Consider the following 17601-nt stretch of genomic DNA (forward strand, 5'->3'; position numbering starts at 1 on the left):
CGTTTTTTCCATGAGTGTTTACCCGGCGTCATGCCTTTGTCGGTCGCTATTAACTATGTATATGAGTTTTCGACATTTTTTAAGGTTATGTCGCCGGGATTTTTTTACCCAAAATCTGCCACTGAAGATAGGAATGGGGATATGTTTCGTTCACTAAATGGCAAGCAGAGTCAGCATGCATTTGTCAATTTGACAATTAATGGCACGTTAGTAAAAGCACCCCAAGGACAGACAGTATGGGCTGCTATGGCGTTGGCAGGTGAAACTATTACTCGACTATCTCCAGTAACCCTTAAAGCGCGTTCGGCATATTGTGCGATGGGCGTTTGCTTTGAATGTATGGTCGAAATTAACGGGATGCCAAATCAACAAGCGTGCATTTATGAAGTGAAAGAGGGTATGGATGTACGCTCTCAAGAAATCACAGAAAAAACTTTATTGCCTATTCCTTCAGCACCTCTGCCTTCAGATGCTATAGAAACATTAACTGAGAATGTGGGAGGGAATCATGGCTAATACTCTTACGGCTCTTTCTTTCAATAACAGTTATGACATTGCCATTATTGGTGCGGGCCCTGCGGGTATGTCTGCTGCGATTACTGCATCAGCAGCGGGTGCTCGTGTTGTAGTGTTAGATGATAAGCCGCGTAGCGGTGGTCAGATTTACCGTAATGTAGATGCAAGCCCCTTGGTTAAGCCTGCTGTTTTAGGTGACGATTATCTTAAAGGCAGCCAGATTACTGCTGCCTTTAAGCGCAGTGAAGCTGAGCATATTAGAGGTGTTAATGTGTGGCATGTCGGTGATAACGGTGAGGTCCTGTTCTCATTAGAAGGAGAAACGCAGCGGCTCACCGCTCGACAAGTTATTGTTGCAACCGGTGCTATGGAGCGTCCATTTCCTATTCCAGGCTGGCATTTGCCCGGTGTCATGTCTGCGGGTAGCGCACAGGTTATGCTTAAATCCGATGGCATCGTACGAGATGGTGCCGTGTTTGCTGGAACAGGGCCGTTGTTGTATCTGATAGTGGCTCAGTACCTGCGCCTTGGCGTCAAGGTTAAAGCGCTGGTGGATACAACGCCTAAGAAAAATTATGTACGTTCTATGTCTGAAGTAACAGGTGCGTTGAGTGCTCCTGCTATGTTGATTAAAGGCCTTGGCTTGATGAATGAAATTCGCAAGTCAGGTACTAAAGTGTATCGTTTTGCAGATAGCCTAAAAGTCATGGGGGATGACGCTGCCGCCGGAGTATCTTTTTGCGTGTCAGGTACTTCTCATGAGATTGTTTGCGATCATGTTTTTTTGCATCAGGGTGTGATCCCTAATTTAAACATGACTCGAGCGCTTGGGTTGCAGCACCATTGGTGTGTGCAACAGTTATGCTGGAAACCAACCACCAACAACTGGGGTCAGAGTTCACAAGGTTTTGTATCAGTAGCCGGTGATTCCAGTGGCATTGTCGGTGCCGAATCAGCGGCTGCTATGGGGCGGGTCTGTGCACTAGGGCAGTTAGTGAATATTGGGCTGATGAGCGAGCCGCAAGCTGTAACTGAAGCCGCTAATGATCAGAAATTTATGGCTCGCCAACAGCATTTTCGTCGCTTTATAGACTGCTTATATCAGCCTATAGATCAACATCGTAAACCGGTGGATGACAACACTATTGTGTGCCGGTGTGAAGAGCGTACGGTTAAAGATTTAAAGCAAGGCTTTGCGCAGGGAGGGCGAGAGCCTAACCAGCTGAAGAGCCAGACTCGCTGTGGTATGGGGCCGTGCCAGGGGCGCATGTGTGGCCACACCGTTAGTGAGTTGTTAGCCGACTGGAGGAACGAACCCGTTGACGATGTCGGTTATTATCGGTTACGTACGCCAATGCGATTAGTTACCTTACAAGAGTTAAGTCGTTTTACCGATGTTAAGCCTACAGTTACTCCTACTGCTGTTAATTCTGAAGAGTTAGATTCTTGTGAAAAAGGCAGTAGCCTTCAGGAGAAAGCACAATGACGGCTATTCATAAAAGTGATGCGTTAGTTATTGGTGGTGGTATTCAAGGTTCATCTACGGCTTATCATCTAGCTCAACGAGGCATATCAGTTATTGTGCTTGAAAAAGACACTGTGTCGCGGCATGCCTCAGGCGTGAATGCCGGAGGGGTTCGTCTATTAGGGCGCAATATTGCAGAAGTTGAACTGAGTAAAGCTGCGATGAAAATGTGGCATCAACTTGATGACGAACTTGATGCTGATACAGGTTTTAGGGCGCGCTCGTTGATCAATGTTGCGGCGGATGAGGCAGACTTGAACGCATTACGTAGTCGCGAGCAGCAGATGCATGGCTTGGGTTATTTTCACGAAGTGATGCTAGATAAACAAGAGCTACGTGAGAGGCTTCCGCACGTTGCTGATCACTGTGTTGGTGGTGTGGTATCCGAACAAGATGGTTACGCAATTCCATTTCACTCGACCCAGGCTTTTCGTGTTGCTGCAGAGCGCAAGGGTGCAATGTTCTGTGAAGGTGAACAAGTACAGCAGATTAGGAAAGTAGGTAACAGCTGGTTGGTATCTACCGTTACGCAGCAGTATCAAGCAGAGCACCTAGTAAATTGTGCTGGCGCATGGGCTGATCTGATTTCAGTAATGATCGGCGATAATGTACCCATGTCATACAGTGCACCGATGCTGATGATTACGGCGCGAATGCCGCACTTTTCCACACCGGTTGTCGGTGCTGTTAGCCGCCCCTTGTCATTCAAACAGTTTGAGAATGGCACGGTATTAATTGGTGGTGGAGCTAAAGGTTTTGCTGATCGCGCTAACAACACAACACGTTTGGATTACAGCTTGTTAGCCAGTGGTGCACACAACGCAATCGAGTTTTTCCCTATTATGAAAACCGCCTGTATCAACCGGATGTGGTCGGGTTTAGAAGCCTATATGCCAGACAATTTGCCTGTTATTGGTAAAAGTACCCGCAGCAATAATGCTTATCATGCCTTTGCATTTTCTGCGCATGGATTCCAGTTAGGGCCGGTTATAGGGCAGGTAATGGCTGACCTGATTTGTGAAGGTCACAGCCGTTTTGATTTAGATCCTTTTAAGATTAATCGCTACGAACGCAAAGTACTATAGGCCACGTTCTGAAGAGTGAGTAGTAGTTAGTTTATCGTAAACCTGATATTTAAAGAGACTGAATATGACAATTGAATGTATTGGCTCAAATGCACGTATGAGCAAAATCGTTAAGCATAACGATACTATTTATCTGTGCGGTCAAACGGCTAGCAGTGATGACTGGGATATAGCAGAGCAGACTCGTCGCTGTTTACAACAAGTGGAAGATTTATTGAAAGAGGCGGGGTCTTCTGTTGAAAGAATTTTGTCAGTTACTATCTATATACGTGATATGAAGGACTTCACCCAAATGAACGAAGTTTGGGATAAATGGGTTGCCGATAAGCCGAAACCAGCCCGCGCATGTGTAGAAACACATATGGCAAGACCTAATGTGCTAGTTGAATTAACGGTCATTGCTGCTCAGTAAATACGTAGAGTAAATGGTACTGGATATAAGTAACACCTAGTAAGGCTCTAGTATAAAAACGCGCGGCTAAAGCAGGGCGTTTTTTTATTTGTGTACTTCTAACTACCTTATTGTGTTACTTCACTTAGAAAATCTGTAAAACGTTGCCACGACTTTTTATCTGCATCTTCTCTGTAACGATCAGAATTGAAAACGGTAAATGCATGTGGTGCGCCACTGTAGGTAATCATCTCGTGGTCAATTTTGTTACTTTCAAGCTCAGTCGCTAACGCTGCAAAACTGCTCATGGTAATGGCAGTATCTGCACTGCCATGCATGATCAGTAGTTTGCCCTCCGTTTGGCTATAGTTTTGGTCTTTGGGAGTAGATAGTCCGCCGTGAAATGTGGCAAATCCTTTGACTTTAGCACCTGATCTGGCCATTTCTAAAACCGCAGCACCGCCAAAACAGTACCCCATGACAACCGTATTACTTGTATTAGCACCTTGTGCTTTTGCGATATTCAATGCACTGGTTAACAAATTTCTCATTTTTGTACGATCTTTGTACAGTTCGCCCGTGTGTTGGCGTTTGTCCTGCATTTTTGTGGGGCGTATTCCGGTTCCAAATAAGTCAGCTGCAAAGACTGAGTATCCCATGTCGGCGAGCATGTTAGCGCGTGTTATTTCGTAGTCTGTTAGGCCATCCCAGTCGTGAATAAGTAAAACAAGCGGGGCGTCTGAAGCCTGGCTGATGTAATAACCCTGGTAAGATTTACCATTCACATCATAATTTAGGTGTTGTCCTGCTGCGTTAGCAGAACATGAGATAATTAAACCGAGTAGGGCAATAAGGTGTGTTTTCATGAAAGACCTCCAGTGCTTGATCTTTTTCGATAAAAAGGGTCTCGTTACTGCAGAGGTGTTCGTGTTGAAAATTGAGTGTAATACGATTGGGTCTGAAATAACTAGTTATTTTCAGTCGCCATCAGTTGAGTTCAAGGGATGTATTACGTTGAATAACGTATCAAATGCAGAGGGGTCGTATTTGTATGAAGCCACTAAAACTATTTTTGTTGGCCAGTGTAGTGGTGCTGTTTGTAACCCCTGCTGAAGCATTATTTCTTCAGCCACAAACAATTAATGTAAACGGCATTCCTTATAACGCTAATGTTCCACAAGGTTATATTCTTGAGGTGTTAACGACAGATATTGACCGGCCAAGGATGTTGGTTTTTCACCCAGATGGCAGTTTGTTTGCAGGGTCTCGGTCAGGCAATGTATACCGGTTAGCGCCACCCTATAAGACAGTTGAAATGCTTAATTCTCGTTTTAGGTACCCACATAGTGTTGCCTTTAGAGGTGATCAAATGTTTATAGCAAGTGAGGAGGGCCTTTACCAAGGTCAGTACACATCAGCCGATGCTTTACGTATTCATGGGTTGCAAAAGGTAACAAGGTTACCGGTTGGTGGACATAGTAGCCGGACGGTGAAAGTGGGGCCTGATCAGCGTATTTACCTGAGTTTAGGTATCTCTGGAAATTGTAGTAATGAATATTTGGGCTCAGGCTACGCTATGCAAAATCAACGGGGTGGTGTAATGGTGCTCAATGAAGTGAGTTCACCGGTATGGGAGACTTATTCCAGCGGTTTACGCAACCCTGTGGGCTTTGATTGGTCGCCTTATGATGGGGAGCTTTATGCCAGTAATAACGGGCCGGATCATTGGGGTTTTGAGCAACCGCCGGAGCAGTTTGCGCATTTAACCACAAACTCATTTCATGGCATGCCGTGGTATCAATATGATGGCAGCCAGATCAAAAGAGATAACTGCATTAGTAGAACACCACCTCACATTTTAAACGATGTCAAAATACCTGTGGCTACTTTTCCTGCCCGTAATGCGCCTATGGCAGTAGCGTTTTTTCCTATAGATAAAAGGGAGAATGAGTTGTCTGGAAATGCGCTGGTGGCTTTACACGGGTCTTGGGCAACCCAATATGCAGGTAACAGAGCGAGCCGACGTCCTCCTAAGCTAGTGATGGTGCGCTTTCATGAAGGTAAACCGAGGGGTGTGGAAGATGTGCTAACGGGATTTCAACTCAGTGATGGCTCGCGCTGGGCTCGGCCTGTTGGTGTGGCGGTTGGGCCCAATGGTGCTATCTATATTAGTAGTGACGGAACTCCTTCTGCATTATTCAGGCTTCGAAGAATGTAGGTTGCGGAAAACTCAGACTATTGGGGGTTGTGGCTATAAAAAACTGAGCGACTGAGTTTCCTCAGTCGCTAGGTAAACTACACTTCTCCACTGCGAATACGCTCACTACGTGCACGTAAATACTCAATCGTGAGTAGCAATAACCCAGAAATAACCACGAGTAACACTGCGACCGCTAAAATCGTAGGGTTGATCTGCTCTCTTAGCCCAGAGAACATCTGACGAGGGATAGTACGTTGCTCTGGTCCAGCTAAGAACAAGATAACGACGACTTCATCAAAAGATGTAACAAAGGCAAACAGTGCTCCTGATATAACGCCGGGACGTATCAAAGGCATAATGACTTTGAAAAAAGTGTAAACGGGTGGCGCTCCCAAGCCCAAAGAGGCACGCATTAATGAATAATCAAAGCCAGATAATGAGGCATTCACTGTAATGATGACAAAAGGTGTCCCTAGTGCAGCATGCGCAATAATAACGCCCAAATAGCTTCCAGAAAGACCGAGTTGTGTATAGAAAAAGTACATCCCTGCAGCGGTGATGATTAACGGAACAATCATAGGAGACAATAGCATTGCCATGATCACTCTTTGAAAAGGCATCACTGGGTTAGATAAGCCAATCGCTGCAAAAGTACCTAAAACAGTTGCTAGTACGGTGGCGCATAAACCAATAAAGAAGCTGTTCTTGATGGCTAATAACCACTTATCATCATTGAAAATTTCGGCATACCATTTCAATGAATATGCTTCGGGGTCAAAAGTGAGCATCCCTTCTGTGAAGGTGAAGTAAGGTTCTGCATTGAATGAAAGCGGGATGATAACGAGGATTGGTATCATCAAAAATGCAAGTACAGACCAAGCCGTAATACGTAGCCCGTGCATACCCAACTTTTGCCAGAAAGAGAAATATTTTGGAAATTTCATGGCATTACCCCAGTTTAATGTTGCTGACACCAACCAAACGGTCGTAGAGCCAGTAAAGGGCGAGAATTAAGGCGAGTAACAAAGAGCCAAGCGCAGCGGCTAATTCCCAGTTGTTAGACGACTGCATGTGAAAAGCAATAATGTTACTGATCATTTGCCCATCAGTTCCGCCTACTAAGGCAGGTGTAATGTAATAACCAATAGATATTATGAAGACGAGTAAAGCACCAGCGCTGAGCCCAGGGACGGTCATTGGTAAATATATACGAATGAAAGCAGGAATTGGTTTGGCACCAAGAGACATCGCTGCTCTGAAATAGCTTGGATCAATCCCTTTCATCACGCTGTAAAGTGGCAGTATCATGAAAGGAAGAAGGATATGAGTCATGGAAATAACGGTCGCTGACTGCGTATATAACATTTCAAAGGGTTCAGTAATCACATGTATCGATTGCAAAAAAGTGTTCACGACGCCGTTAGTTTGTAAGAGTGCAATCCATGATGTTGTACGTACCAATAGCGATGTCCAAAAGGGAAGTAAGACAAACACCATGAGAGTATTGGCGGTTTTAGAGGGTGCGGTCGCTAGATAATAGGATAGCGGGAAACCAATGATAGCTGTAAGAAAGGTAATCATCAGAGCGATTTTTAAACTTTTCAAGTAGAGTTTGATATAAACTTGAGTATCTCGAGCAACAATCTCACCTAAACTATTTCGGTCTAAATCAAGAGCAGTTAGGTAAGAGTTAGCCGTAAAAGTGGCCCCAGATAACTTCATCACTCTCCAAATTTCAACCTCTTTCCAATGAGGTTTGCCGGCTATTAGACGCGCTGCTCCTTCCTTACTTAATAGCTCTGTATCCAGCTTTTTAAACTTTCGCGCTGTTGATTTAATGACACTAGAGGTGCCTGGCATTGCGCGATTGATTTCTTCCCCTAGTTTTCCTGATTTACGATTAACGGCGAGCTGCTGTAGCTCTAAAGCAAAGCGGTTAAGAACGGCGTCATCTGGCCGTGTATTACTTTTCTCATCCCAGCCAGTAAGAGCTTCCAGTGTTTCAGGTATTAATTGAGCCACCGTAGGATGATAAATACTGCGGTACAACATGGTGCCTATTGGCGCGATAAAGGCAATCATGACAAATATAAGCAGTGGTGTAACAAAGGCGAAAGCAATAAGTTTACGCCTTCGCTGCATTTTTCGACTTTGCACCATCTCCTCGACGGTCAGTACAGATCGTGCTCGAGGTGCGTCATTGCTAAGTTCAGCGTGTGACATAGAAGCAGCCCTTTAATAGAAGATGGTGGACACATAAGGCCCAAAAAGTTGTTAGGTAATCTCAACTAGCAGAAAACGTTTCTACTAGTTGAGTTATCTATAGATAAAAGCTCAGATGTTGGCTAGTTGAGTAGCCACTCGTTGAACTTCTCGCCTAAAGATTCACCATAATCAGCCCAGAACTCTCCAGATGCCTGTAGGCCTTCTTCAAGATGCGCTGAAGGTAGCTTAGGAATAACAGCAGGATCGACATAAGTATATGAAGACTGGCGTGTTGGGCCATAAGCTACATCTTGCATACCACTTTCAGGTTTAGAACTGGTCGCAAATCGGATGAAGTCTTCTGCTAAGGCTTTGTTCTTAGTGCCTTTTACAATAGCCCATACATCTAAGTCATAGATGTGTGCATCCCAGACCATTTCGAAAGGCTTATTGTCACTCTGGATAGCATCAAAGATACGGCCGTTAGCTGACTGCACCATGACTGCGCCACCGTCATTTAGTAGTTGTGGTGCTTGTGACCAGCTATCAAACCAGACGAGATCATTTTTGATGGTGTCTAATTTTGCGAAAGCACGTTTTTGTCCTTCTGCAGTAGCGAGAACATCGTAAACCTTCTCTTTTGCTACACCGTCAGCAATCAGTGCCCATTCCATATTAACTTGTGGGCGCTTGCGAAGAGCGCGCTTACCGGGGAATTTAGAGGTATTGAAAAAATCACCGATACTGTTGGGCTGACCACCTTTTATGGTGTCATTGTTGTATGAGTACAAAACAGTCCAAACAATATTACCTACACCACACTCATTGGATAATGCTTGAGGAGAGAAATCTTCACTGGCAGCAACGCCATCATCTCCAGGCGGTAATGTGTCGTGAGGGAATACTTCTAGTAGTCCTTCAGAGCAAGCTCTTTCAAGATCAATTACTTCAATATCAACGACATCCCATAAGATGTTGCCACTTTCGACTTGAGCTTTGATCTCAGCAATACCACCGGAGTAGTTTTCAAACAAGATTTTGTGTCCTGTTTTAGCCATGTAAGGATCGAGCATGTGCTTTTGTTGTGCTGCGCCGTATGCTCCACCGAATGATACCGCGGTGAACTGGTCGGCCATGACAGGGGCTGCTGCTGTGCATAGCGCAAGCGCCGCGCCGAATCGTTTGAGTGCTTTCATTTTTATTTTTCCTCTTACGTTTTCTTGCAGTTTATTGCTCTTTATTATGAGTATCGCGTATTAATCCGTTCGATCTAGTGCAAGTCCTCCTGACGTAGACCATGTAAGTTGTGTCAAAGCGCCACGTTGTAACACGGGAGCATTTTGATCGTTTAGCGTTTTAACCATCAGTTCGGTACCCGAGCTGAGTTTGAAAAAATAACGAATGGAGTCTCCCACATAAAGGCGGGTAGTAAAATTGGCCTGAATGCTGTTTTCCAGTGAGTGCTCGCTGGCAATGAAAAGGTTTTCAGGTCGAATGGTTAGCATGCAAGGATCACCCTCAGGTGGACAGTTTTTGTTTCCTGTTGTTGCGAGTGTCCCATCGACAAGCTCTACTTGAGCTAAGCCGTTTTCAATTCGTTTGACTGTGCCTGGAATACAGTTGTTTTCGCCAATAAAGTTAGCAACAAATGAATTCGCAGGTTGTTCATAAAGGATTTCCGGAGCAGCACACTGCTCTACGATGCCATCGTTGAAAACAGCCACCCTGTCAGACATCGTTAAGGCTTCAGTTTGGTCGTGGGTCACGTAAATGGCAGTAAACCCAAGATCTTCATGTAGACGTTTTATTTCGAACTGCATCTGCTCGCGTAGGTTCTTATCTAACGCACCTAAAGGCTCATCCATTAAAACAATGCTAGGTTCAAAAATGAGCGAGCGTGCGAGAGCTACACGTTGTTTTTGTCCGCCGGATAACTGTCCAGGGTAGCGCTTAGTAAAGGTAACTAACTCAACTAATGCGAGTGAATCTTTTACTCTACGTTCTATTTCAGCTGTAGGGATTTTTCGGACTTTTAAAGGGTAAGCTAAGTTTTCAGCAATGGTCATATGTGGAAACAAAGCGTAATGCTGAAATACCATTCCTATATTGCGGTGGTAGGGAGCAATATTGGTAACGGGTTCCCCATTAACTAAAATGCTACCGCTGGTAACGTCTTCGAATCCCGCAAGCATCATTAAACATGTAGTTTTTCCTGAACCTGAAGGCCCCAGTAATGTGACAAACTCGCCTTTCTTTATATCAAGGTTAAAATCTTTAACGACTAAGTTTCTTTGATCGTAACTTTTCTTTACGTTAACAAAGCGAACATATTGGTCGTCTGCAGTAGCAGGGCTGCCAGAAATGGAAGAGTCTGTCATCTGGGCGTATTCTCCATTCTTATTTTTATATTGCGAATTTATACGGCAACATAAAAAATATGTGAAAGAGTGTTCCAAAAAAAATCATGGTGGACTGATTTAGTTTGGAGTTCAAGTATTGAATATATTCAGGCGAGTATCAGTGTTTTGTATAGCCAGCATTTGTGAAAATGGCGAATATTTATAAAGAATGACGTAAGCATAATCTGTCCTGTTTTTATTTTTATTTTCAACGCGTTAAGTATTTATTTCTAATATAACTAAGTTTTATCAGGTGTTTGAATATAGATCAATTGTTTTTCTAATAAGTAGATCCAGATGTTTCTTGGGAGGGGTCCAGATATGCGATGATTATAAGGATGTGGTATGAGTGAACGTAGTGAAAAAGGAGTAAGCTGGGTAAGCGAGAACCTAAGTGATATATAGGCGTTTACAGGGATTAAAGGATGTTCTTATAAGGGGGGAGAAAACAACTCCTCGGCATAAGAGGAGTTGTTATTTATGTATTAATTAGAAGGTGTGCTAAACAGTTCATCATATTCGTGTAAACGCTGCTCAGTTAAGTCTCCACTTTCTAAGCGTAATATTAAATCAGAGAGTAAATAGTCGTTGAGTGTTTTAGCAAATTGTATTTGTGTGTCAACCAATTGTGTTCGAGCATCAAGGACGGATATTTGTTGGCCAAGATTTAAAGATAACTGCCTTTCTGCTGCTTCTAAATAACCTTTGCTCGATTCACGTGTTTCAACAAGTGCTTCTAAACGCTCTTTAAAAGAAATTAAACGGTTATAAGAAAGTTTGATCTGCTGTTCTTTTTCAGAGATTATATAGTCCAACTGAGATTGGCTAGCCAGTAATCTAGAACGAGCTTTACGAATGTTTGCTTGAGTGCGGCCACCACTATACAAAGGCATACTGAACTCTATTGCAGCGGTCATATCTTCACGTACTCTGAATTCATCGTCGGACCTGCGGTCTAAGTAACCGATATTTAGCTTCAATGTAGGGAAGTGTTCACCCTTGCGAGAAGACAAGTTAAGCTCTTCTTGGAGTATGTTTTTTCTGGCTTCCTTTATGCTCAGGTTATCACTCACTTTTTCTAGCCAATCTTCTTGAGTGCCGGTGAGTAATTCTAAATTAATATCTTGGCTGTTTTGAACCCATTCGTCAGGTACATGCACGTTTGTACCTGTATAGTTGCTCAATAAGGTAGTGGCATCACTGAGTTGGCTTTTTGCCTGTAATAAATCACTGCGCGCAAGATCTTTACTTGCCTTAACTTTCAGAACACTGAGTTGGTCGCCCACACCTAACTCTTGTGCTCTGTCGGCTTGCGACTGTTTTAGTTCTAGAGCTGTCAGCTTTTTTTCATTAAGAAAGACTTCGTGAGCCGCTAATAGTACCCGTAAGTATTGCTCAGCAACCTTATATATTAGCTCTTGCTTTGAGCGCTCATAACGTAATGCAGAAGATGCGGCATAGGCTTTATCTCGCTGATAACCCTTGTAAGCAGAATAATTAAACAGTGGCTGTTGAATGGTGACTCGGTATATTTTGTCAATTAACTCGCCACCAGAGCGCTCATTGCTCTGTTCATAAAATGAACTGTTTTCATCAGTATAAATGTTGTCTGAGTTTTCATACTGATAATTAGCATTGATTTGCACGCTAGGTAATAAGTTGGCAGCGCTGATATTGGCATCTTCTCGCTCAGCTTGATGCTTATGAAATGCTTGCTTGAGCCTTGGGTCATGACTAAATGCTGATTCAAAAGTCGATAAAAAACCTTGCTTAGTCTCTTCAGCAATTGCTGAAGTAACTGTACAAACTAGTGCAATTGCAAGTAGCGCTTTTGAATGTGATCGTGGAATTAATTGCATTTACTTTTCCTTAAAGCTTCGAGCAAAACTATCTGCAATAGGTTTGAGCAGATAGCTAAATAGTGTTCTTTCACCGCGGCGTATCATTACTTCTGCAGGCATGCCGGGTTTCAATTCCATACCAGTGGTTAAGTCTTTCAGGCCGTTGTCTGTTACTCTGAGTCTAACCATGTAATAAGGAGTGTCATCCCGCTTGTTAAGAAGTCTATCGGCAGAGACATTGATAACCTCGCCTTCAATAACTTTCGTTATTTTTGCATTAAATGCTGAAAAGCGAATGTCAGCTTTTTGCCCTAAATAAACTTCGTTTATGTCTTGCGTCATTAACTTAGCTTCAATGGTGAAAGCGTCTTGCTCTGGGACAAGGTCTAAAAGGGTGTGCCCTGAATTTACTACGCTTCCTACAGTATGTACTTTTAAATCGACAACAATCCCTCTTTCAGGTGACCGTATTGTTGTACGGTTAAGCCGGTCAGCAGCGATTTCTAACCCTTCTTTGAAGTCATAATAGTCAGCTTGAACTCTTTTAATTCGTTCGCCTATATCCTTTAAGTAATCCTGTTTTCGCGTAGCTATTTGTAAATTTGTTTCTGTGATTTGGATTTTTAAGCGAGAGGTTTCTGATTCAAGTCTAGAGATTTCATTTTGAGTAGAAAGGATAGATCTATTGAGCTCACGTGCACGCTGCCCATCTGCTAACCCTTCATTGAATAAAGTATCGAATGCTTTTTGCTCTTTCTGCAATGAAACAGTTTGTTCTAATAAAATGGATCTTTGCTTATGGAGTCCAGTGATTTGTTGCCGTGTTTGCTTGATACGAGTGCCGAGTGTTTTTGACTCTTGTTCAAATGCTTTTAGGCGCGCTGTATATAGCTGTTTTTGCTGGTTTATAGCATTTTTAATATCTTGGTCTGATTGTGATTGATTAAGTAGAACTTCACTGAAAGTTATGTCTTTGTCAAAGCTTTGTTCAGCTAATAGACGTTCTAATTCAGCTTGAGTTGTATATAATCTTTTTTTATTAGTATTGTGTTTAGATTCAGACTGTACTGTCTCAAGTTGTATAAGAGGATCACCTTCATTAACAATATCGCCATTACGGACGTATATTTTATTTACAATGCCTCCTTCAAAATGCTGAATAGATTTTCGGTAGCTGCTTACGACCACTTCGCCAGATGATAATAATGCGCTACTTAACGGTGCTAATGTAGCCCACGCTGAGAAAAAGCCTAGGGTAACCAATAAAAAAACAAGACCAAACTTAACGTAGCTTCCATCGTTGGTAGGAACATCAGCCTTTTCTGGAGGAGGAGGGACGCTGGACATTGAAGTAGGAGGCTTTGCCTGAAGCACCAACTTTTCTTCAACTGTTTCTAAATCGTTTTCTTTTGTTGTCTCTACAACTTCTTTAGAGCCTAGTTCCATAGAAGATGGAATAGGTTGAGTATTGCTTGTTTGGTTTTCTTTGCTCATGACTCTAAGCTCTCTGTTGTCCATGAAAACCTGTAACTAGTAAAAGGCTTTCTCTGATACATCTGGTTAAAATACAAATAGTCGAACGGTTATGCTTTATCCAGCCTATTGGCTTATTTGGTTCTGCTCAGCTTTTTGAAGTGCCAGTTGCTTCATGACTTCATCTTTAGGGCCGAACATTAGAACTTGACCGTCATTCATCACTAGCAGCTTATCAATGTTTCGTAAGATAGAGGTTCTGTGGCTGATGACAAGCACGGTAGCTCCTTCAGATTTAAGCAGTTGCATTGTGTTGGCTAAAGCAAGCTCACCTTGTTCATCTAGATTAGAGTTAGGTTCGTCTAATACGATGATTTTCGGTGTGTTATAAAGAGCCCTTGCTAGGCCTATTCTTTGACGTTGACCACCGGAGAGCGCTCCAGAGTCAGTCCCTATTGGGGTGTCATAAGCATTCGGAAGTCTTAGAATCAGTTCGTGAACACCCGCTTTCTTTGCTGCGATTACTACTTTTTCTGGATCCAGATCTCCAAAACGGGCAATGTTTTCACTCACGGTGCCATTAAATAGCTCAATATCCTGTGGTAAATAGCCGATATAAGGGCCTAGCTCATCTTGGTTGTAGTGTTGAACTTCTGCGCCATCTATCCTTACGGCTCCGTTGCTTGAGGGCCATAATCCGAGTATTGCTCTAGCTAAAGTTGATTTTCCTGCTGCACTAGGACCGACTATACCTATCTGCTCACCCGGTAGTATCTGTAAATTTACACCACGTATAGCTGGAGCCTTAGAAGCAGGAGGCACAACATAAAGGTTCTCTATATTAAGTTTCCCCTGAGGCGTTGGTAGGGACATACTTCGTTCATTTGCAGGTATTAATGTGAGTACTTCGTTCAAGCGACCGTGTGCGGCACGTGCATTATTGAAGCCTGCCCAACTACCTATTAGTAAGTCGAGTGGGGCTAGTGCGCGGCCCATTAAAATAGAGCCTGCTATCATCATACCAGGAGACATTTCGTTTAATACTACATAGTAAGCACCTAGCCCCAAAATCAGAGACTGGAAGATCATTCTTAATACTTTACTCAGGTTTGAGAAGATGCCTGCTTTGTCACTAGCAATCGTTTGTTTTTGTAAAAAAAGCTGATGTTGTTTGTACCAGCGCCCCATGATACTTGGGAGCATGCCCATTGCATGCATGGCTTCTGAATTGCGCAGGTTGCTTGTAGCTAACGCCTGAGCTTTTACGTTTTCGCCGTTGGCTTCCATTAAAACTTTTCGGGTGCCCCGCTCGTTCAGTATTGCAACGCAAAGTAAAATAGTTGCAGCGCCTATTGCAAACCACCCAAATGCTGGATGAAAAATAAATAGTATCCCGATATAAATTGGTAGCCACGGAACATCAAAGAACGCAAATAGACCGTTTCCTGTCATGAATTGACGCAAGCTTGTTAGATCGCTTAATGGCTGTGATGTCCTTTGGCTTGGTGAGCGAATGCCCATTTCAAACATCGCAGAATATACGCGACGGCTTAAGTACTGATCCATTTGGTTGCTAACTCGGACAAGTATCCTGGCCCTTACCCACTCTAATGTTCCCATTATAGAGAACATGAATACCATGAGAATTGACAAATAAAGAAGAGTATCAAGGCTTCTTGAGGCAACAACTCGATCATAAACTTGGAGCATGTAAAGGGGGGCTGTCAACATCAAAAGATTAATGAATAAGCTAAAAAAGGCCGCTGCTATAAAGCCTCGTTTACTCGCTTTAAGGGCACCTTTGAGGTCATTTGATGTAGTGGTGTTGCTCATATTTGTCTCAACTTAATTGATGCGTTTATCCAGGTGCCCAGTGATTAGAAATTTGATTTCGCTGGATACTAAAAGCGTTTGATACATTTAGAATGTTATTGCTACGCACTTTTATAGGGGTTATTAATTTAAAAACAAGGGGGATTCGAAAATTGCTTTTAGGAATCCCGTATTATTATTCATTAAAATGAGAATAAATCATCATTGTTGCCAAACAAACTATCTAAATCAGGCTCTTGAGTTGTTATTTCTTGTTTTAGATGTTTCTTTTTGATTTGCCTGTGTATCGTTTGTAATGTAGTGAGTTTTTTCAATCTAGGTTCAGAAAATATCTGGGCAAAAGCGACCTCTAATGCACCGCAAGAATGAAGTTGTTTTAATGCTTCAGCTGAAAGAGTGTTAAGTACTTTTTTATCAATATGATAAAGACCATTTAATGTCTTTGGTTGAGGTTTGTTTTGCTTGTCAGGTTCGGAGTATTTTATTGGCCAAGGAGCTAGTAAATTGGCTTTGTTAAGCACTTCACAAGCATCAAGAGTGATTTTTCTTCCGCGTAATGAGTGAGCTAAAAAATCGGTTATTTCTTTAATGCGGGGTGAGAATTCCTCAGAGTCATCAAAAAAACGAGCATCGTCTTGTGTTGGCTCTTCAACTACATATTCGTTTGCAATGCATAAGTTCAATTGTTTTTTATGGTCATCAGGTCTTAGTGAGAAAGGGTGAGCCCTATAAAAAGCGGGCTTGTATTCGCCTATCCAGCGTCCATCATCTAAAACAAATAGATTGCTTTGTGGTGTTAAAGACTGAATGGCAACCAATTCGTAAAAAGTATCTCCATTGCTGCTAACCTTTTGGAGTGCAATGCTCATCTGCTCTATAACATGAGAAATTTCTTCAATTACAATGGGAACTGTTGTCATACCGGCCGCAAAGCTCAGGTTTTTTATGGGTGTAAAACCTGCATTTAAGTGAGATTCTTTCTGTATTGGTATGTAGTGAGCCATTGATATATCCATTCGATCATAAAAACGTGGCAGCAGTGTATCATGAAGAAATTTGTTGTCATGTGATAAGGCTCACACGGCTGCTAGCTGGAAGGCTTTTTAGTAAGTATGTTTTCAGAGTACATCTTGTGTTTCAGTTTGGCTTCGTTGGCCAGTAAGCAGGAAGTATTGAAGATTTTTTAGGATTGAAGCGCATTGTTCAACTATCTTTAAACTAATAGACAAGTTTCTTGTCATTGATATGTAGAAACGTTGTATGTGTTGTTTGGGAATTTATTTGGGTGCTTAAAAGTAATGAGTATGACAGCGAAAGAACATTTAGCAATTTATAGCGTGTCTGTATCTGAGGCTCGTGATTTTATCATAGCTAACATTTCTAATCCTTCCTATATATTGCAGACTGCTGGGCTCTTTAATATAACAAATCAGATGTTAGCAGAGATATATGGCGGTGTAAGTGCGCAAGAGGTTATAACTTATTTTGAAAGTGCAAGTATAGATAGTACGGTGCTAGATAATAGTGCTGATGCGAAGATGTTTAGTCGGGAAGAATTAGGTGTCGACACATCATCTCTTAAAGTGATCGGCGATGTTAATATTAATGCGTTAGATTCTGGAGACTATTGGCAACATAAGTCTCTGACATATAGCTTTAACACCTCTTTGCCTGCTTATTATTCTCAGTACGAGGTGGTCTCTCAATGGCAGCCATTAAGTGATGCTGGTCAAGCGGTGGCTAAAAAGGTTTTTGATGAAGTAGGGACTCTAACTCAGCTAACCTTTACAGAAGTTTCTTCTGCTAAAGGAAGTATTAACTTTAACACGGCGCTGTTGAGTGGTGATATTAGTGGGTATGCATACTTACCTTCAAGCTTGCCTATTGGTGGGGAGGTGTTTCTAAGCAATAAAAACACCACAACTGACGATTATAAAGATGTAGGCGCTGCGGCGAATACCCTCGTTCATGAAGTTGGGCATGCTCTGGGTTTAAAGCACACTTTTGAAATGCCTAATGCATTAAGTAAGACTGTTGATAACTCCGATTTTTCAATTATGTCATATACCGATGTGAAAACGCTGGTATTAGAGTTTGATTATAACTCGTCTACACAAGCCATAAATGTAGTTT

The 17601-nt window shown here is 42.5% G+C and carries 15 protein-coding genes; 6 read left to right on the forward strand and 9 right to left on the reverse strand.

What is annotated here, in order from left to right; translation table 11 throughout:
- Positions 1-141: 141 nt before the first annotated feature.
- From QZZ55_RS15410 to QZZ55_RS15425, 4 genes are all read left to right on the forward strand, one after another.
- Complete coding sequence (locus QZZ55_RS15410) at positions 142-516, forward strand: (2Fe-2S)-binding protein (protein WP_293268298.1); 375 nt, start codon at positions 142-144, stop codon at positions 514-516.
- The gene (locus tag QZZ55_RS15415) at positions 509-2002 is read left to right on the forward strand and encodes an NAD(P)/FAD-dependent oxidoreductase (protein WP_293268299.1); all 1494 of its coding nucleotides are present in this window, start codon (positions 509-511) and stop codon (positions 2000-2002) included. Before QZZ55_RS15410 ends, QZZ55_RS15415 begins: the two co-directional genes overlap by 8 nt.
- Positions 1999-3126: an FAD-binding oxidoreductase gene (locus QZZ55_RS15420; RefSeq protein ID WP_293268301.1), complete on the forward strand. Its 1128-nt coding sequence runs from the start codon at positions 1999-2001 to the stop codon at positions 3124-3126. Before QZZ55_RS15415 ends, QZZ55_RS15420 begins: the two co-directional genes overlap by 4 nt.
- A gap of 64 nt (positions 3127-3190) precedes the next feature.
- The gene (locus QZZ55_RS15425; RefSeq protein WP_293268303.1) at positions 3191-3538 is read left to right on the forward strand and encodes a RidA family protein; all 348 of its coding nucleotides are present in this window, start codon (positions 3191-3193) and stop codon (positions 3536-3538) included.
- A 107-nt stretch (positions 3539-3645) separates the two neighbouring features.
- Here the strand turns inward: QZZ55_RS15425 and QZZ55_RS15430 are convergent, their stop codons facing one another.
- Positions 3646-4383 carry a dienelactone hydrolase family protein gene (locus QZZ55_RS15430; protein ID WP_293268305.1) on the reverse strand — a complete coding sequence of 246 codons (738 nt, stop codon included), beginning with the start codon at positions 4381-4383 and terminating at the stop codon, positions 3646-3648.
- A 185-nt stretch (positions 4384-4568) separates the two neighbouring features.
- Here QZZ55_RS15430 and QZZ55_RS15435 point away from each other — a divergent pair, with 185 nt between their 5' ends.
- Entirely contained in the window at positions 4569-5735 is a 1167-nt protein-coding gene (locus QZZ55_RS15435; RefSeq protein ID WP_293268306.1) for a PQQ-dependent sugar dehydrogenase, read from the forward strand.
- Between the two features lie 77 nt (positions 5736-5812).
- On the opposite strand, the gene QZZ55_RS15440 is transcribed toward QZZ55_RS15435, so the two are convergent.
- From QZZ55_RS15440 to QZZ55_RS15475, 8 genes are all read right to left on the reverse strand, one after another.
- A complete protein-coding gene (locus QZZ55_RS15440) occupies positions 5813-6661 on the reverse strand; it encodes an ABC transporter permease (protein ID WP_293268308.1) in 849 nt (282 codons plus the stop codon).
- Positions 6662-6665: 4 nt separating this feature from the next.
- On the reverse strand, positions 6666-7940 hold the full coding sequence (locus QZZ55_RS15445) for an ABC transporter permease (protein ID WP_293268310.1): 1275 nt from the start codon (positions 7938-7940) through the stop codon (positions 6666-6668).
- A gap of 122 nt (positions 7941-8062) precedes the next feature.
- A complete protein-coding gene (locus QZZ55_RS15450) occupies positions 8063-9118 on the reverse strand; it encodes an ABC transporter substrate-binding protein (protein WP_293268311.1) in 1056 nt (351 codons plus the stop codon).
- A 60-nt stretch (positions 9119-9178) separates the two neighbouring features.
- The gene (locus tag QZZ55_RS15455; protein ID WP_293268312.1) at positions 9179-10300 is read right to left on the reverse strand and encodes an ABC transporter ATP-binding protein; all 1122 of its coding nucleotides are present in this window, start codon (positions 10298-10300) and stop codon (positions 9179-9181) included.
- A gap of 506 nt (positions 10301-10806) precedes the next feature.
- The gene (locus QZZ55_RS15460; protein ID WP_293268314.1) at positions 10807-12180 is read right to left on the reverse strand and encodes a TolC family protein; all 1374 of its coding nucleotides are present in this window, start codon (positions 12178-12180) and stop codon (positions 10807-10809) included.
- Entirely contained in the window at positions 12181-13656 is a 1476-nt protein-coding gene (locus tag QZZ55_RS15465; protein ID WP_293268315.1) for an HlyD family type I secretion periplasmic adaptor subunit, read from the reverse strand.
- 105 nt (positions 13657-13761) lie between these two features.
- On the reverse strand, positions 13762-15468 hold the full coding sequence (locus QZZ55_RS15470; RefSeq protein ID WP_293268316.1) for a type I secretion system permease/ATPase: 1707 nt from the start codon (positions 15466-15468) through the stop codon (positions 13762-13764).
- Between the two features lie 182 nt (positions 15469-15650).
- Positions 15651-16472 carry a SapC family protein gene (locus QZZ55_RS15475; protein ID WP_293268317.1) on the reverse strand — a complete coding sequence of 274 codons (822 nt, stop codon included), beginning with the start codon at positions 16470-16472 and terminating at the stop codon, positions 15651-15653.
- Between the two features lie 300 nt (positions 16473-16772).
- On the opposite strand from QZZ55_RS15475, the gene QZZ55_RS15480 reads away from it, so the two are divergent.
- The coding region (locus QZZ55_RS15480) for a matrixin family metalloprotease (protein ID WP_293268318.1) at positions 16773-17601 on the forward strand (829 nt) is incomplete at its 3' end.

This window comes from Neptunomonas sp. (genome assembly GCF_016744175.1).
Lineage (GTDB): Bacteria > Pseudomonadota > Gammaproteobacteria > Pseudomonadales > Balneatricaceae > Neptunomonas.

Bases quoted from the DNA above. Each gene is read 5' to 3' on its own strand.
- QZZ55_RS15470 (WP_293268316.1), bottom strand. From the start codon at position 15,468: ATGAGCAACACCACTACATCAAATGACCTCAAAGGTGCCCTTAAAGCG.
- QZZ55_RS15430 (WP_293268305.1), bottom strand. From the start codon at position 4,383: ATGAAAACACACCTTATTGCCCTACTCGGTTTAATTATCTCATGTTCT.
- QZZ55_RS15475 (WP_293268317.1), bottom strand. From the start codon at position 16,472: ATGGCTCACTACATACCAATACAGAAAGAATCTCACTTAAATGCAGGT.
- QZZ55_RS15445 (WP_293268310.1), bottom strand. From the start codon at position 7,940: ATGTCACACGCTGAACTTAGCAATGACGCACCTCGAGCACGATCTGTA.
- QZZ55_RS15460 (WP_293268314.1), bottom strand. From the start codon at position 12,180: ATGCAATTAATTCCACGATCACATTCAAAAGCGCTACTTGCAATTGCA.
- QZZ55_RS15440 (WP_293268308.1), bottom strand. From the start codon at position 6,661: ATGAAATTTCCAAAATATTTCTCTTTCTGGCAAAAGTTGGGTATGCAC.
- QZZ55_RS15425 (WP_293268303.1), top strand. From the start codon at position 3,191: ATGACAATTGAATGTATTGGCTCAAATGCACGTATGAGCAAAATCGTT.
- QZZ55_RS15415 (WP_293268299.1), top strand. From the start codon at position 509: ATGGCTAATACTCTTACGGCTCTTTCTTTCAATAACAGTTATGACATT.
- QZZ55_RS15410 (WP_293268298.1), top strand. From the start codon at position 142: ATGTTTCGTTCACTAAATGGCAAGCAGAGTCAGCATGCATTTGTCAAT.
- QZZ55_RS15450 (WP_293268311.1), bottom strand. From the start codon at position 9,118: ATGAAAGCACTCAAACGATTCGGCGCGGCGCTTGCGCTATGCACAGCA.
- QZZ55_RS15435 (WP_293268306.1), top strand. From the start codon at position 4,569: ATGAAGCCACTAAAACTATTTTTGTTGGCCAGTGTAGTGGTGCTGTTT.
- QZZ55_RS15455 (WP_293268312.1), bottom strand. From the start codon at position 10,300: ATGACAGACTCTTCCATTTCTGGCAGCCCTGCTACTGCAGACGACCAA.
- QZZ55_RS15465 (WP_293268315.1), bottom strand. From the start codon at position 13,656: ATGAGCAAAGAAAACCAAACAAGCAATACTCAACCTATTCCATCTTCT.
- QZZ55_RS15420 (WP_293268301.1), top strand. From the start codon at position 1,999: ATGACGGCTATTCATAAAAGTGATGCGTTAGTTATTGGTGGTGGTATT.